The sequence below is a fragment of the Nocardioides ganghwensis genome (genome assembly GCF_014779655.1).
Taxonomy (GTDB): Bacteria; Actinomycetota; Actinomycetes; order Propionibacteriales; family Nocardioidaceae; genus Nocardioides; species Nocardioides ganghwensis.
Window position 1 is genome coordinate 290,001 of sequence record NZ_JACXYX010000005.1, and the last position, 12,330, is coordinate 302,330.

15 protein-coding genes and 3 tRNA genes are annotated in these 12,330 nt (G+C 70.4%); 16 read left to right on the forward strand and 2 right to left on the reverse strand.

Annotated elements, in window-relative coordinates; translation table 11 throughout:
• Positions 1-27: 27 nt before the first annotated feature.
• The 7 genes from IEZ24_RS08395 to IEZ24_RS08425 all read left to right on the forward strand — a co-directional run bounded on the left by IEZ24_RS08395 (position 28) and on the right by IEZ24_RS08425 (position 3,878).
• Positions 28-1,455 carry an amidase gene (locus IEZ24_RS08395; RefSeq protein ID WP_129456201.1) on the forward strand — a complete coding sequence of 476 codons (1,428 nt, stop codon included), beginning with the start codon at positions 28-30 and terminating at the stop codon, positions 1,453-1,455.
• A gap of 58 nt (positions 1,456-1,513) precedes the next feature.
• Positions 1,514-1,586 (forward strand) — tRNA-Thr (locus IEZ24_RS08400).
• 37 nt (positions 1,587-1,623) lie between these two features.
• Positions 1,624-1,700 (forward strand) — tRNA-Met (locus IEZ24_RS08405).
• A 52-nt stretch (positions 1,701-1,752) separates the two neighbouring features.
• A complete protein-coding gene (rpmG, locus tag IEZ24_RS08410; protein ID WP_056602159.1) occupies positions 1,753-1,923 on the forward strand; it encodes a 50S ribosomal protein L33 in 171 nt (56 codons plus the stop codon).
• Between the two features lie 110 nt (positions 1,924-2,033).
• Positions 2,034-2,438, forward strand: coding sequence for an FAS1-like dehydratase domain-containing protein (locus IEZ24_RS08415; RefSeq protein WP_129456202.1), 405 nt, complete (start codon positions 2,034-2,036; stop codon positions 2,436-2,438).
• Positions 2,435-2,836: a MaoC/PaaZ C-terminal domain-containing protein gene (locus IEZ24_RS08420; RefSeq protein WP_129456203.1), complete on the forward strand. Its 402-nt coding sequence runs from the start codon at positions 2,435-2,437 to the stop codon at positions 2,834-2,836. The genes IEZ24_RS08415 and IEZ24_RS08420 overlap by 4 nt, the downstream gene beginning before the upstream one ends.
• Positions 2,829-3,878 (forward strand): UDP-N-acetylmuramate dehydrogenase, encoded by a 1,050-nt coding sequence (locus tag IEZ24_RS08425; protein WP_129456204.1) that lies wholly within the window; start codon positions 2,829-2,831, stop codon positions 3,876-3,878. Before IEZ24_RS08420 ends, IEZ24_RS08425 begins: the two co-directional genes overlap by 8 nt.
• Positions 3,879-3,882: 4 nt before the next feature.
• Here the strand turns inward: IEZ24_RS08425 and IEZ24_RS08430 are convergent, their stop codons facing one another.
• Entirely contained in the window at positions 3,883-4,923 is a 1,041-nt protein-coding gene (locus IEZ24_RS08430) for an adenosine deaminase (RefSeq protein WP_129456205.1), read from the reverse strand.
• 127 nt (positions 4,924-5,050) lie between these two features.
• On the opposite strand from IEZ24_RS08430, the gene IEZ24_RS08435 reads away from it, so the two are divergent.
• The 6 genes from IEZ24_RS08435 (at position 5,051) to IEZ24_RS08460 (ending at position 8,787) form a co-directional block, all read left to right on the forward strand.
• A tRNA-Trp gene (locus tag IEZ24_RS08435) sits at positions 5,051-5,123 on the forward strand.
• A gap of 53 nt (positions 5,124-5,176) precedes the next feature.
• Positions 5,177-5,431, forward strand: coding sequence for a preprotein translocase subunit SecE (gene secE, locus IEZ24_RS08440; RefSeq protein WP_165356146.1), 255 nt, complete (start codon positions 5,177-5,179; stop codon positions 5,429-5,431).
• Positions 5,432-5,524: 93 nt separating this feature from the next.
• Positions 5,525-6,361 (forward strand): transcription termination/antitermination protein NusG, encoded by an 837-nt coding sequence (gene nusG / locus IEZ24_RS08445; protein ID WP_242498559.1) that lies wholly within the window; start codon positions 5,525-5,527, stop codon positions 6,359-6,361.
• 216 nt (positions 6,362-6,577) lie between these two features.
• The gene (gene rplK / locus IEZ24_RS08450; RefSeq protein ID WP_129424260.1) at positions 6,578-7,006 is read left to right on the forward strand and encodes a 50S ribosomal protein L11; all 429 of its coding nucleotides are present in this window, start codon (positions 6,578-6,580) and stop codon (positions 7,004-7,006) included.
• Between the two features lie 62 nt (positions 7,007-7,068).
• Positions 7,069-7,791, forward strand: coding sequence for a 50S ribosomal protein L1 (gene rplA / locus IEZ24_RS08455; protein WP_129456207.1), 723 nt, complete (start codon positions 7,069-7,071; stop codon positions 7,789-7,791).
• Positions 7,792-7,926: 135 nt separating this feature from the next.
• Positions 7,927-8,787: a hypothetical protein gene (locus IEZ24_RS08460; RefSeq protein WP_129456208.1), complete on the forward strand. Its 861-nt coding sequence runs from the start codon at positions 7,927-7,929 to the stop codon at positions 8,785-8,787.
• 16 nt (positions 8,788-8,803) lie between these two features.
• Here the strand turns inward: IEZ24_RS08460 and IEZ24_RS08465 are convergent, their stop codons facing one another.
• Positions 8,804-9,793, reverse strand: coding sequence for a DnaB-like helicase C-terminal domain-containing protein (locus IEZ24_RS08465; protein ID WP_129456209.1), 990 nt, complete (start codon positions 9,791-9,793; stop codon positions 8,804-8,806).
• A 288-nt stretch (positions 9,794-10,081) separates the two neighbouring features.
• On the opposite strand from IEZ24_RS08465, the gene rplJ reads away from it, so the two are divergent.
• The 3 genes from rplJ to IEZ24_RS08480 all read left to right on the forward strand — a co-directional run bounded on the left by rplJ (position 10,082) and on the right by IEZ24_RS08480 (position 12,217).
• Positions 10,082-10,747 (forward strand): 50S ribosomal protein L10, encoded by a 666-nt coding sequence (gene rplJ / locus IEZ24_RS08470; protein ID WP_129456210.1) that lies wholly within the window; start codon positions 10,082-10,084, stop codon positions 10,745-10,747.
• Between the two features lie 79 nt (positions 10,748-10,826).
• Positions 10,827-11,219 (forward strand): 50S ribosomal protein L7/L12, encoded by a 393-nt coding sequence (gene rplL / locus IEZ24_RS08475; RefSeq protein ID WP_129456211.1) that lies wholly within the window; start codon positions 10,827-10,829, stop codon positions 11,217-11,219.
• A 146-nt stretch (positions 11,220-11,365) separates the two neighbouring features.
• Positions 11,366-12,217: a methylenetetrahydrofolate reductase gene (locus tag IEZ24_RS08480; protein ID WP_129456212.1), complete on the forward strand. Its 852-nt coding sequence runs from the start codon at positions 11,366-11,368 to the stop codon at positions 12,215-12,217.
• Positions 12,218-12,330 lie beyond the last annotated feature (113 nt).

Consider the following 12,330-nt stretch of genomic DNA (forward strand, 5'->3'; position numbering starts at 1 on the left):
CACGGTGCGCTGGCTAGTCTCACGCGCATGACGCAAGCCGCCCGCGTGCACGCCTTCTCCGCCGACGACGCCCTGGCCGACCTCGACGCCACCGGCCTGGTGGCCGCGCTCCGGGCGGGGGAGGTCTCGGTGCCCGAGGTGGTCGAGGCGGCCATCGCCCGCACCGAGCAGGTCGACGCCGCTCTCGGCGCGGTGGCGTACGCCGCCTACGACCGGGCCCGGGCGGAGGCGAGGAACCCGCGCGGGGGCTGGTTCGCCGGAGTGCCGACCTTCGTCAAGGACAACGTCGACGTCGCGGGCATGCCGACCCAGCACGGCGCGGACGCGTTCACGGCCCGACCGCAGGAGGCCGACGGCGACTTCGCCCGGATGTACCTCGCCACCGGCCTGATCCCGCTGGGCAAGACCCAGCTGTCCGAGTTCGGCTTCTCGGGCGCGGCCGACCACGTACGCCTCGGCCCGGTGCGCTCGCCGTGGAACCCCGACCACTACGCCGGCGCCTCCTCCGCGGGGTCCGCCGCCCTCGTCGCCGCCGGGGCCGTCCCGATCGCCCACGCCAACGACGGCGGCGGCTCGATCCGGATCCCCGCGGCCGTCAACGGCCTCGTCGGGCTCAAGCCCACCCGCGGCCGCCTCGCCCAGGACCGGATGATGCGGGAGATGCCCGTACGCATCGTCTCCGACGGCGTGCTGACCCGCAGCGTGCGTGACACCGCCGCGTTCTACCGCGAAGCGGAGAAGGTCTGGCGCAACCCGCTCCTCGCGCCGGTCGGTGACGTCACCCGGCCGAGCCGCGCGCGGCTGCGGGTCGCGGTCGTGACCCAGGGCATCGGCCGCGACTGCAGCCCCGAGGTGCGCGAGCTCACCCTCGCCACGGCTGCGCTGCTGGAGTCGCTCGGCCACCACGTCGAGGAGGTCGACAACCCGGTCCCGGCGAGCTTCCCCGCCCACTTCGTGCGCTTCTGGTCGATGCTGGCGCTGGTCATCGCGCGGCGCGGCCGGAAGGACTTCGGCGACACCTGGGACCCCACCAGGCTCGACAACCTCACCCTCGGCCTCGCCAGGCACGCCGCGCGCAACCTGCACAAGCAGCCGTTCTCGATCGCGGTGCTGCGTCGCTCCCAGCACCTCGCGGCCCGCCACCGGGCGGCGTACGACATCACGCTCACGCCCACCCTCGCCACCGAGACCCCGCGCGTGGGGCACCTCCGACCGGACCAGGACTACGAGGAGCTCATGGACCGGCTCATGGACTGGGTGGCGTTCACGCCGCTCCAGAACGCGACCGGCGAGCCGGCGATCTCGCTCCCGCTCGCGACCACCGCCGGTGGGCTCCCGCAGGGCATGATGCTGGGTGCCGGAGCCGGTCGCGAGGCGCGCCTGCTGGGGCTCGCCTACGAGCTCGAGGAGGCGGTCGGCTGGCCCCGGATCCAGGGGTCCGCAGAGGCCGGATGAGGCCGCGCCCGAGTCGATTTCTCATCGTGGCGGGGCGTGTGTATCGTTCTCCGTCGTTGCCCCTTTAGCTCAGTCGGCAGAGCGTCTCCATGGTAAGGAGAAGGTCTACGGTTCGATTCCGTAAAGGGGCTCTGGGTCGGGTCTCCTCCGGGAGCCCCCGACCTCCGCGGCGGGGTAGCTCAGGTGGTTAGAGCACACGGCTCATAATCGTGGTGTCGCGGGTTCGAGTCCCGCCCCCGCTACCACCAGTGTCCAGCAGCTCCACCCCGCACCACCCGCCAACGCAAAGGTTCTCCCATGGCCAGCAAGTCTTCTGACGTTCGCCCCAAGATCACGCTCGCGTGCACCGAGTGCAAGGAGCGCAACTACATCACGAAGAAGAACCGTCGCAACGACCCCGACCGCATCGAGCTGAAGAAGTTCTGCCCGCGCTGCCGCGCGCACACGGCTCACCGCGAGACCCGCTGACGCTTCTCCTCCCACCTCCGACCCGTCCGAGTCCTCGGACGGGTCGTTGCGTGTTCGAGGGCCCGACCCACGCCGTGCGCTCGTACCTCGCGCCCGGCTAGGGTCGTGACATGCCCGTCGACCCCTCGCTGGTGGGGCGTGAGTTCCCCGCGCCGGCTCCCCTGACCGTGACCTCCGACCGGGTCGCCGCCTTCGCCGCTGCCGTCGGCCACCCCGGCGACGACGTGCCGCCGACCTTCCCGATCGTCCTCGCCTTCGACGCCATGATGGCGTTCCTCGATGCCGAGGGGATCGACCTGCACCGCATCGTCCACGGCGAGCAGCGCTTCGCCTACGTACGCCCGCTGGCGGTCGGCGACGAGCTCAGCGCGACGCTGACGGTGACCGGTCTGCGCCAGATCGGCGGTGCCGACATCATCGCCACGACCAGCGAGCTCGCCGACGCCACCGGCGCCGTCGTGTGCACCGGCAAGGCCACCCTCGTCCACTCGTCCGGAGCGGAGACCGCCCAGTGACCACCCAGCTCGCCGCCGGCGACACCCTCGGCCCGACGACCTTCACCGTCACCCGCGCCGACCTCGTCGCCTACGCCGACGCCAGCGGCGACCAGAACCCGATCCACCAGGACGAGGACGTCGCCCGCAGCGTCGGCCTGCCCGGCGTGATCGCCCACGGCATGTACACCCTGGCGCTGGTCGGCCGGGCCGTCGCCGAGTGGACCGGCGGCGCCGAGGTGGTCGACCTCGGCGCGAAGTTCACCAGCCCCGTCGTGGTGCCCGCCGAGGGCGGCGCCGAGGTGGTCGTGGGCGGCACCGTGAAGTCCGTCGCCGACGGCCTCGTCACGCTCGCCCTCGAGGTCACCTGCGGCGGCCAGAAGGTGCTCGGGATGCCCAAGGCGGTCGTGCGTGCCTGACCTGCGCGACCACACCACGTTGCGCCTCGGTGGCCCCGGTCGCGACTGGGTGCGCGCGACGACCGAGGCCGAGCTGGTCTCCGCGGTGGCCGACGCCGATGCGGCCGGCACCCCGGTGCTCGTGCTGGCGGGTGGCTCCAACCTCGTCGTCGCCGACTTGGGCTTCGAGGGGCGGGTCGTCCAGGTCGCCACGACCGGCGTGACCGCCGACGTCGACGACTCCGGCGACCCGTCGTGCTCGGGGGCGACCGTGACGGTCGCGGCGGGGGAGCCGTGGGACGAGCTGGTGGCCACGGCCGTCGAGCGGCGCTGGGTCGGCGTCGAGGCCCTGTCGGGGATCCCCGGCTCGGTCGGCGCCACCCCCATCCAGAACGTCGGCGCCTACGGCCAGGACGTCTCCCAGACCATCGCCCGGGTGCGCGTGTGGGACCGCGTGCTGCGAGGGGTACGGACCTTCGCGGCCGGCGAGTGCGACTTCGGCTACCGCAGCAGCCGCTTCAAGGCCGACCCGGGCCGCCACGTCGTCCTCGACGTCACCTTCCAGTTCCGCATGGGCACGCTGGGCGCACCCGTGGCGTACGCCGAGCTGGCGCGGGCGCTCGGCGTGGCCGAGGGCGCGCGGGCGCCGCTGGCCGACGTCCGCGAGGCGGTCCTCGGGCTGCGGCGTGGCAAGGGCATGGTCCTCGACGAGGCCGACCACGACACGTGGAGCGCCGGCTCGTTCTTCACCAACCCGCTCCTCACCCCCGAGCAGGCGGCTGCGCTGCCCGACGGCGCCCCGCGCTGGGAGCAGCCCGACGGCACGTGGAAGTCCAGCGCCGCCTGGCTCATCGAGCACGCCGGGTTCGGCAAGGGCTACACCAGCCCGGCCGCGGGGGAGCGGGTGCGGCTGTCGACCAAGCACACCCTGGCCATCACCAACCGCGGCGACGCCACCACCGAGGAGCTCCTCACGCTCGCGCGCGAGGTGCGCGACGGCGTGCGCGAGCGCTTCGGCGTCACGCTCGTCAACGAGCCCGTGACGGTCGGCTGCTCCCTCTGACGGGTCAGGCGAGCCAGGCGGCGATGTCGCGCCGGGCTGCCGCGACGACGTCGGACGGCGCGCGCGAGGCCTCGAACGACATCTCCGCGAGCCGCGCCAGGGTGGTGTCGTCGAGGTCGTGCGCGGCGCGCATCGTGGCGTACTGGCCCGCGAGGCGTGAGCCGAACAGCAGCGGGTCGTCGGCGCCGAGCGCCACCGTCGCCCCCGCTGCGAGCAGCAGCGGGAGCGGTACCGACGTCAGGTCGGAGTAGACGCCCAGCGAGACGTTGGAGGTCGGGCACACCTCGAGCGCGACACCGGCGGCGACGATGCGCTCGAGGAGGGCGGGGTCCTCGACGCTGCGTACGCCGTGGCCGAGCCGGTGCGCGCCGAGGCTGTCGAGGCACTGCCGGACGTGGTCGGGGCCGCGCAGCTCACCGCCGTGCGGGACCAGCAGCAGGTCCGCCCGCCGGGCGATCCGGAACGCGCCCTCGAAGTCGGCCGTGCTGCCGCGGCGCTCGTCGTTGGAGAGGCCGAAGCCGACCACCCCGCGGCCGGCGTACTGCGCGGCCAGTCGCGCGAGCGTACGGGCGTCGAGGGGGTGCCGGGTGCGGTTCGCGGCGATGACGACGGCGATGGCCAGGCCGGTGCGCTCGGAGGCGTCGCGCACGCAGTCGAGCACGAGGTCGGTGAAGGCGGTGATCCCGCCGAACCTGGCTGCGTAGCCGCTCGGGTCGACCTGGATCTCCAGCCAGCGGCCCCCGTCGCGGACGTCGTCCTCGGCAGCCTCGAGCACCAGCCGGCGCACGTCCTCGGGGGTACGCAGCACCGAGCGCGCCACGTCGTAGAGGCGCTGGAAGCGGAACCAGCCCTTCTCGTCCGCGGCGCTGAGCTGCGGCGGCCAGTCCTCGACGAGCGAGTCGGGCAGCACGATGCCGTCCCGCTCGGCGAGCTCGAGGAGCGTGCCGTGCCGCATCGAGCCGGTGAAGTGCAGGTGCAGGTGGGCCTTCGGCAGCTGCGACACGTCCCGCAGGGGTCGTACGCCGCCCGCCCCCGTTGCCGTCATGCCCCGCATCGTAGGCAGGGGTGACGACCTCGGTTCGACGCGGGCTGGATCAGCCCCGTATGCTTCCCGATTGGTGGTTTCGCCACATGCTTCGGCATGCCCCCAGCGATGGGACAGAGACCGCCGAAGGGCACTAGCTCAACTGGCAGAGCATCGGTCTCCAAAACCGAAGGTTGGGGGTTCAAGTCCCTCGTGCCCTGCGAGGAATCACTGCACCAGCAACACGCACAGCAACAACGAGAAGGTGGATGACGTGGCCGACGGCAACGCGGTTCAGGACCGGCGCGACTCGCGCGGCGACGACCGTGGGCGCACCAGCCCCGCCACGTTCCTGCGCCAGGTGGTGGCCGAGCTCCGCAAGGTGGTGTGGCCCACCCAGCAGCAGCTCATCACCTACTTCTTCGTCGTGCTGGTCTTCGTCATCGCGGTGATGGCGATCGTGACGCTGCTCGACCTGGCTTTCGGAAAGCTGGTCTTCGAGGTCTTCACCGGCAGCAACACCCAGTGACGACACGGCAGTGATCCACCGCTCGTGAATCCCGCCGGGTGATCCCGGCCCCGGTCCCCGAGACCGGCCCAGCAACGACGTACGGAGTGAGACGTGTCTGAGAACAATGACGTGGACCAGGTCGACGACCAGGTCGAGTCCCCGGACGAGGCGACCCCGGAGGACGCCTCCGCGGACGCCGTCGCGGACACCGAGGACGACACCGTGACCGACGAGTCCACCGACGCCGAGCCCGTCGAGGACGAGGCTGCTGAGGACGAGGTTGTCGAAGGCGAGGCTGCTGAGGACGAGTCCGCCGACGCCGAGGAGAACGACCCCCTCGAGGCCTTCCGCCGCGAGCTGTGGGCCAAGCCGGGCGACTGGTTCGTCGTGCACACCTACTCCGGCATGGAGAAGCGGGTCAAGCACAACCTCGAGAACCGCATCATCTCCCTCAACATGGAGGACTACATCCACGAGATCGTGGTCCCCACCGAGGAGGTCGCGGAGATCAAGAACGGCCAGCGCAAGATGGTCACGCGCACCGTGCTCCCCGGCTACGTCCTGGTCCGCATGGACCTCACCGACGAGTCCTGGTCGGCCGTGCGCCACACGCCGTCGGTCACCGGCTTCGTGGGCCACAGCCACCAGCCCGTGCCGCTGAGCATGAGCGAGGTCGAGGACATGCTCGCGCCGGCCGTCGTGGCCGTCGCCGAGGCCGAGGCCGCGGCCTCGGGCGAGAAGGGCTCCTCCACCACGCCGCGCAAGCCGGTCGAGGTCGCGGACTTCGACGTCTCCGACTCCGTCATGGTGGTCGACGGCCCGTTCGCCACGCTCCACGCGACGATCACCGAGATCAACGCCGAGTCGCAGCGCGTCAAGGCCCTCGTCGAGATCTTCGGCCGCGAGACCCCGGTCGAGCTCTCCTTCTCGCAGATCCAAAAGGTCTGAGCGCGGGATCGGGCTTGCTCGATCCCGATCAGCGAAGAGGTTGAGGAGCGTCGACGCAGACCCGAGCGAAGCGACGGACTGGGTGACGCGTCTCGAAACCCACCCGGGAGGCACGATTTCCCGAGTGGGCCGTACAGAAGCGACAATGCAGTAGCGACAACCCGTGGCAGGGGGCAGGTGCCCTCGTCATGACCACACGAGAGAAAGTAGAAGGCAATGCCTCCCAAGAAGAAGATCGCCGCACTCGTCAAGGTGCAGCTGCAGGCCGGCTCGGCCACCCCGGCCCCGCCGGTCGGTACGGCGCTCGGTCCGCACGGCGTCAACATCATGGACTTCTGCAAGGCCTACAACGCCCAGACCGAGTCCATGCGCGGCAACGTGATCCCCGTCGAGATCACCATCTACGAGGACCGCTCGTTCGACTTCATCACCAAGACCCCGCCGGCCGCCGAGCTCATCAAGAAGGCTGCCGGTCTCTCCAAGGGCTCCGGCGTCCCGCACAAGGAGAAGGTCGGCAAGCTGACCAAGGACCAGGTCCGCGAGATCGCGACCACCAAGCTGCCCGACCTCAACGCCAACGACATCGACGCGGCCATGAAGATCGTCGAGGGCACTGCGCGCTCGATGGGCGTCACGACCGACTGACACGTGGGAGAGCCGCGCTGGCTCGCTAACCACATCCTTCGCACCAGAGAAACGAGAAGACAATGCAGCGCAGCAAGACCTACCGCGCAGCGGCAGAGCAGTTCGACAAGGACGAGCTCTACGCCCCGCTGGCCGCCATCAAGATCGCCAAGGGTGGCTCCAAGAAGAAGTTCGACGAGACCGTCGACGTCGTCATGCGCCTGGGTGTCGACCCGCGCAAGGCCGACCAGATGGTCCGCGGCACCGTCAACCTCCCGCACGGCACCGGCAAGACCGCCCGTGTCCTCGTGTTCGCCAACGCCGACAAGGCCGACGCCGCCCGTGAGGCCGGCGCCGAGTTCGTCGGCGGCGACGAGCTGATCGAGAAGGTCGCCGGCGGCTGGCTCGACTTCGACGCCGTCGTGGCCACGCCCGACATGATGGGCAAGGTCGGTCGCCTCGGTCGCGTCCTCGGCCCCCGCTCGCTCATGCCGAACCCCAAGACCGGCACGGTGACCCCCGACGTCGCCAAGGCCGTCACGGACATCAAGGGCGGCAAGATCGAGTTCCGCGTCGACCGGCACGCCAACCTGCACTTCATCATCGGCAAGGCGTCCTTCTCCGAGGTCCAGCTCGCCGAGAACTACGCCGCCGCCCTCGACGAGGTGCTGCGTCTCAAGCCGGCCAGCTCCAAGGGTCGCTACATCAAGAAGGTCACCGTCTCCACGACGATGGGCCCCGGCATCCAGGTCGACCCCAACCGCACCAAGAACGTCGCTTCCGAGGATGAGGCCGTCCAGGCCTGATCCCCAGCAGCCGCAACGGCCCGGTCGCCCCTCCTCGGGGCGGCCGGGCCGTTTGGCTGTGGAACGATCGGGTAGAACGTCCGCAGGCAACCAGCCGTCCGGCTCGTCGTACCACTCGTCCCAGGAGACACACACATGCGCGTCACGTCCCTCGCCCGCCGCCTCGGCTCCGCCGCCCTGGTGCTGACCATGGGCGCCGGGCTTGCTGCGTGCAGCGACGACTCCGGCTCCACGGACGCCTCGAGCTCGGCGACCGACGAGAGCGCGGACGGAACCGAGGAGTCCGCGGACGACTCCGCGGACGAGCCCGACGAGGCGACGGAGGCGTCGCTGACCGAGCTGTCCGCAGCGGACTTCTACCCGTCGGTCATGGCGGCGCTGCAGGAAGCAGAGACGTTCGCGTTCGAGACGACCTCCGGCACCGGTGGCCAGACGCAGACGATGTCCGGCACGGCTCGCTTCAGCGACGAGGGCGTCGAGATGCAGGCCACCGGCTCCGGCGCCCAGGCCATGGACATGATCCTGCTCGGCCAGGCGATGTACATGAAGTCACCCGACCTCGGCATGGGCGACAAGTGGCTCAAGATCGACCTGAGCGACCCCGACTCGCTGTTCGGGATGATCGGCAAGGCGACCGACCCCGAGGTCATGTTCAAGGCGATGGAGACGCCCAAGAAGCTCGAGCTCGTCGGCTCCGAGGAGGTCGACGGCGTCGAGACCAACCACTACCGGATCACGCTCGACCCGACCCAGTACATCGAGGCGATGCAGTTCCCCGCCGCGATGGCGGACATGATGCCCAAGGAGCTGGTGACCGAGATGTGGGTCGACGCCGACGACCTGCCCCGCAAGTTCGCCCAGACCACCGAGATCAAGGGCGTGGGTGGCGGCCAGCCCACCACCTCGACCACCGAGGGCACCTACTCCGACTTCGGCATCGACGTCGAGATCGAGGAGCCCCCGGCCAGCGAGGTCACCGAGCAGCCGGGACTGTGACGCGTTCGCCTTCGGCTCACTCCCGGAAGACCCGCTCGTCGATCAGCTGCTCCTTGACCTCGCTGCCCTCGGGCTCGTAGCGGCCCTGGTCGAAGCGGGTCCGGAACTGCAGCACGGCCCCGTCGCGACCGAACCGGTTCTTCTCCACCGTCAGCACGGCGTACTCCCGGAACCGGTCGGCGTTGCCGAGGTCGTAGGTCAGGTGGTGGCGGGCGACGATGTCGAACTTGTTGTTGAGCACCAGCACCACGTCGGCCTCGTAGGCCAGGGCGCTGGACCCGCGCAGGTCGTTGGCGCGCATCCGCTTGCCGGAGCGCAGGGCCTCCTTCTCCGCGGCGGCGATGGCCAGGACGGGGGCGGAGATGTCGATGGCGAGGTCCTTGAGGCCCTCCACGATCTGGGTCGTGCTGGACTCCTCGTCCTCGTGGCTGGTCTTCACCTTCTGGAGGTAGTCGACGATCACCAGCGGGGTCGTGCCCGACAGCTCGCGGACGGCCTCGATGGCGGCCTCGATGGCGGAGAGGTCCGTACGCGTGCCGGTCGACCGGTGCACGAACAACATCTCGGAGTACTGCGACACCTTGGTCAGCGCCTCGACGCCGGCAGGCACCGACTCCAGCCGGTGCTCGAGGGAGCTCACCCACAGGTCGTCGAAGATCGACCGGATGCTGTTGACCCGCACCTGGTCGGAGTCGTCGAGCTCGCCGGCCTCCATGGCGATGAGCTTCTGGGTGAGGTCCTCGGCGTCGTGCTCGTAGGAGAAGTAGATGACCGGGCGGCCGGTCGCGGCGTTGTTGCGCGCGACCTGCAGCGCGAAGGTCGACTTGCCGAGGCCTTGGGGGCCGGCGAGGAGGACGAGCGAGCCGGCGCGCATCCCGCCACCGATGATCGGATCGAGGCCGCCGAAGCCGGTCTTCCACACCCTCCCGGCGGCGTTGCGTCCGGTGAGCATGCGTTCGTCGCTGCGAGCCAGGGAGGCCCCTACGGTCATGAGCTGGTGGTCCACGCGACCATGGAACCAGTGATGGGTGCCCGCCGGGTGCCGATTGCGCGGTTTGCCGGGCCGACGGCGCCGATTTGTCCGGTCCGCACGGCGGCGCGTACAGTTCCCACTCGAAACCAGAGACCGCAGGTTGTCACGAGCTCCTCGCCCGTGACCGAAGGTCCGCAGCAGCGGGCGGCCGGCGCAGGTGACAGAGCAGAGCGGAACATCTCGCCCCACGCCCTGAGCCTGTGCTCAGGGCGTTCGTCGTCTGTGGGCCCGACGCCGGTGGTCAACCCCGGAAGGAGACCCATGGCGCGGCCAGAAAAGACTGCCGCCGTTGCAGAGATCGTTGAGTCCTTCAACGACTCCGCCGGCGCTGTGCTGACCGAGTACCGCGGGCTCACCGTGAAGCAGCTGCAGGACCTGCGGCGCTCCCTCGGCGAGAACGCCAACTACGCCGTGGTCAAGAACACGCTGGCCAAGATCGCCGCCACCGAGGTGGGCATCGAAGGCTTCGACGACCTGCTGACCGGCCCCACCGCCATCGCCTTCATCAATGGAGACGTGGTCGAGGCCGCCAAGGGTCTGCGTGACTTTGCCAAGGCAAACCCCGCCCTTGTCATCAAGGGTGGAGTCCTGGACGGCAAGCCGCTCGACGCTGCGGAGGTCGCCAAGCTGGCCGACCTCGAGTCGCGCGAGGTGCTGATGGGCAAGCTGGCGGGCGCGATGCTCGCCTCGCTGTCCCAGGCCGTCTACCTGCTCAACGCGCCGATCGCCCAGGCCGCCCGTCTCGCGGGTGCGCTGCAGGCCAAGGCCGAGCAGGACCCCACGATCCTCGCAGGTGGTGCCGGTACGCCGGCTGCTCCCGCTGCCGAGGACGCCCCGGCGGAGGAGGCCACCCCCTCGGAGGGAGCCGCCGAGCCCGAGGCGACCGACGAGGCTGCCGAGCCGGCCGCCGAGTCCACCGACGCCTGAGCCCAGGCCGACGTACACCACCTGAAACCCGGCACGACCGCACGACGCGGGCGGGCCACACACGGAAGGAACCGCCACCATGGCGAAGCTCAGCACCGACGAGCTCCTTGACGCCTTCAAGGAGATGACCCTGATCGAGCTCTCCGAGTTCGTCAAGCAGTTCGAGGACACCTTCGGCGTGACCGCCGCCGCCCCCGTCGCCGTGGCCGCCGCCCCGGCCGCCGGTGGCGCTGCCGGTGGCGACGCCGCCGCCGAGGAGAAGGACGAGTTCGAGGTCGTCCTCGAGGCCGCCGGCGACAAGAAGATCAACGTCATCAAGGAGGTGCGCGCCCTGACCTCCCTCGGTCTGAAGGAGGCCAAGGACCTCGTCGAGGCCGCCCCCAAGACGATCCTCGAGAACGCCACCAAGGAGGCCGCGGACAAGGCCAAGGAGGCCCTCGAGGCCGCCGGCGCCACCGTCACCGTCAAGTGACGATCCGCTAGTCGCTCCACGAGGGGCGGTCACCGAGAGGTGGCCGCCCCTCGTGCCATTTCGGGTCACGCCACGCCCTGTCACCGACGGCCGGGAGCCACTACAGTGGGGCATCACTGGATGCGCATCACGAAACGAGTTGCTCCATGCGCAACAAGCGAACCGCGGCGACCCTGGTCCGCCTGCTGGAGAACGCCCGCTACGAGGTGCTGCCCACCGCCTCCACGGAGGACAAGGTCCTCGAGCACCTTCCGCGTGACCGCACCGTCACCGTCACCGCCTCGCCCACCAAGGGCCTGGAGGCCACGCTCGACCTGGCCGAGCGCCTCACCGGCCACGGCTACGTCACGGTCCCGCACCTCGCCGCACGCATGGTCTCCGGTCGTGACGAGCTGGCCGAGATCGCCGAGCGGCTGCGCGGGAAGGGCATCACGAGCGTGTTCGTCCCCGGCGGCGACGCCGAGGCCGTCGGCGACTACCCAGACGCGCTCGCGCTGCTCGAGGACCTGAAGGAGCTGGGCTCGCCGTTCGCCCACGTCGGGATCACCGGCTATCCCGAGTCGCACCCGACCATCCACGACGACCTCACCGTGCAGTCCATGTGGGACAAGCGCCGCTACGCCACCCACATCGTCAGCAACCTCACCTTCGACCCGGCCGTGGTGCGCGACTGGGTGCGCCGGCTGCGTGCCCGCGGGGTGGCGATGCCGCTGCTCCTCGGCATCCCCGGACCGGTCGAGCGGGCCAAGCTGCTGGGCATGGCGACCAGGATCGGCGTCGGCGAGTCGACGAAGTTCCTCGCCAAGAACAAGGGCGTCTTCGCCCGCCTCGCCGCGCCGGGCGGGTTCACCGGCGAGAGGTTCCTCGAGAGGTGCGCACCGGCGCTCGGGGAGGAAGGGGCGCTCGTCGAGGGCCTGCACGTCTTCACGTTCAACCAGATCGGCGAGACCGAGGCCTGGCGCACCGGGATGCTCGAGCGTCTGCGGACCTCCCGCTAGACGGTATGGAGTGACCGCTCAGGACTACTGGGGGTTGCAGGCCGGGGCCCCACTCACAAATGGTCGTGGGTTACCGAGTAGGGCTGGCCTGCTCGGCCTATCCAACAGTTGTG

What these genes read in the sequence shown, in the direction of transcription:
- IEZ24_RS08395 (WP_129456201.1), top strand. Translation starts at nt 28, where the DNA reads ATGACGCAAGCCGCCCGCGTGCACGCCTTCTCCGCCGACGACGCCCTG.
- rpmG (WP_056602159.1), top strand. Translation starts at nt 1,753, where the DNA reads ATGGCCAGCAAGTCTTCTGACGTTCGCCCCAAGATCACGCTCGCGTGC.
- IEZ24_RS08415 (WP_129456202.1), top strand. Translation starts at nt 2,034, where the DNA reads ATGCCCGTCGACCCCTCGCTGGTGGGGCGTGAGTTCCCCGCGCCGGCT.
- IEZ24_RS08430 (WP_129456205.1), bottom strand. Translation starts at nt 4,923, where the DNA reads ATGACGGCAACGGGGGCGGGCGGCGTACGACCCCTGCGGGACGTGTCG.
- rplK (WP_129424260.1), top strand. Translation starts at nt 6,578, where the DNA reads ATGCCTCCCAAGAAGAAGATCGCCGCACTCGTCAAGGTGCAGCTGCAG.
- rplA (WP_129456207.1), top strand. Translation starts at nt 7,069, where the DNA reads ATGCAGCGCAGCAAGACCTACCGCGCAGCGGCAGAGCAGTTCGACAAG.
- IEZ24_RS08460 (WP_129456208.1), top strand. Translation starts at nt 7,927, where the DNA reads ATGCGCGTCACGTCCCTCGCCCGCCGCCTCGGCTCCGCCGCCCTGGTG.
- rplJ (WP_129456210.1), top strand. Translation starts at nt 10,082, where the DNA reads ATGGCGCGGCCAGAAAAGACTGCCGCCGTTGCAGAGATCGTTGAGTCC.
- rplL (WP_129456211.1), top strand. Translation starts at nt 10,827, where the DNA reads ATGGCGAAGCTCAGCACCGACGAGCTCCTTGACGCCTTCAAGGAGATG.
- IEZ24_RS08480 (WP_129456212.1), top strand. Translation starts at nt 11,366, where the DNA reads ATGCGCAACAAGCGAACCGCGGCGACCCTGGTCCGCCTGCTGGAGAAC.